This window comes from Candidatus Hydrogenedentota bacterium (assembly GCA_016791475.1).
Classification (GTDB): Bacteria; Hydrogenedentota; Hydrogenedentia; order Hydrogenedentales; family JAEUWI01; genus JAEUWI01.
Window position 1 is genome coordinate 1 of the sequence record JAEUWI010000132.1, and the last position, 882, is coordinate 882.

General features: G+C 61.1%; 1 protein-coding gene. It reads right to left on the bottom strand.

The genetic code is table 11. The features are described 5' to 3' along the window. On the bottom strand, positions 1–882 hold an 882-nt coding region (locus JNK74_28260), incomplete at both ends, for a sigma-54-dependent Fis family transcriptional regulator (GenBank protein MBL7650082.1).

Here is an 882-nt window from a genome sequence, read left to right on the forward strand (position 1 = left end):
CCGCCATGCGCGCCTCGTCCAGCGTCACGAAGCCCCGGCCCAGCGAGCGCCGCTCCAGTTCCAGATCGCCGGGCGCAATATAAGGCCCTTCACTCAACAGCACCGCTCGTCGCGTCCGGTTCATCAATTCCCGAATATTGCCCGGCCAGTCATAGCGATTGATGACTTCCAGCGCATCCCGGCTGAATCCTTTAGCGACGGTCTTAACCTCGGCGGCGAACTTGTTGAAGAAGTGCCGGGCCAGCAGCTCCACGTCACCCCGGCGCTCGCGCAGCGGGGGCACCCGCAAGTGCAGGACATTCAGACGGTAGAATAAATCCTCACGGAAGCGGCCATCGCGCACGGCCAGTTCCAGATTGGTGTTGGTGGAGGTGATCAGCCGAACATTGGTGGGAATCGGCTTGGATCCGCCAAGCCGCCGGATTTTTTTCTCCTCCAGAAACCGCAACAGTTGAATCTGCAATTCCTGCGCGAGATCGCCGATTTCATCCAGAAACAGGGTGCCGCCGGTCGCCGCCTCGATCTGGCCGATATGACGTTCATTGGCGCCGGTAAATGCTCCCTTCTCGTGACCAAACAACTCGGATTGAAGGAGATTGGCAGGCATCGCCGCGCAACTGACCGCTACGAAGGGCGCCGCTGCCCGGCTCGAATGTTCGTGAATGGTGCGGGCGGATTGTTCCTTGCCGGTTCCCACCTCGCCGGTGATCAGAATCGGCACATCGACCTCAGCCGCTTTCTGAATGCCCCGGAACAGGGTCTGCATGACCGGGCTGTTGCCGATCTGACCGAACTGGGCGTCGGATTCATGCTGCTGGCGCAGGTGGGTCTCGTCCAGCTCGGCCATGCCATAGGCGTGCCCCAGGGTAACGGTCAGGCGTT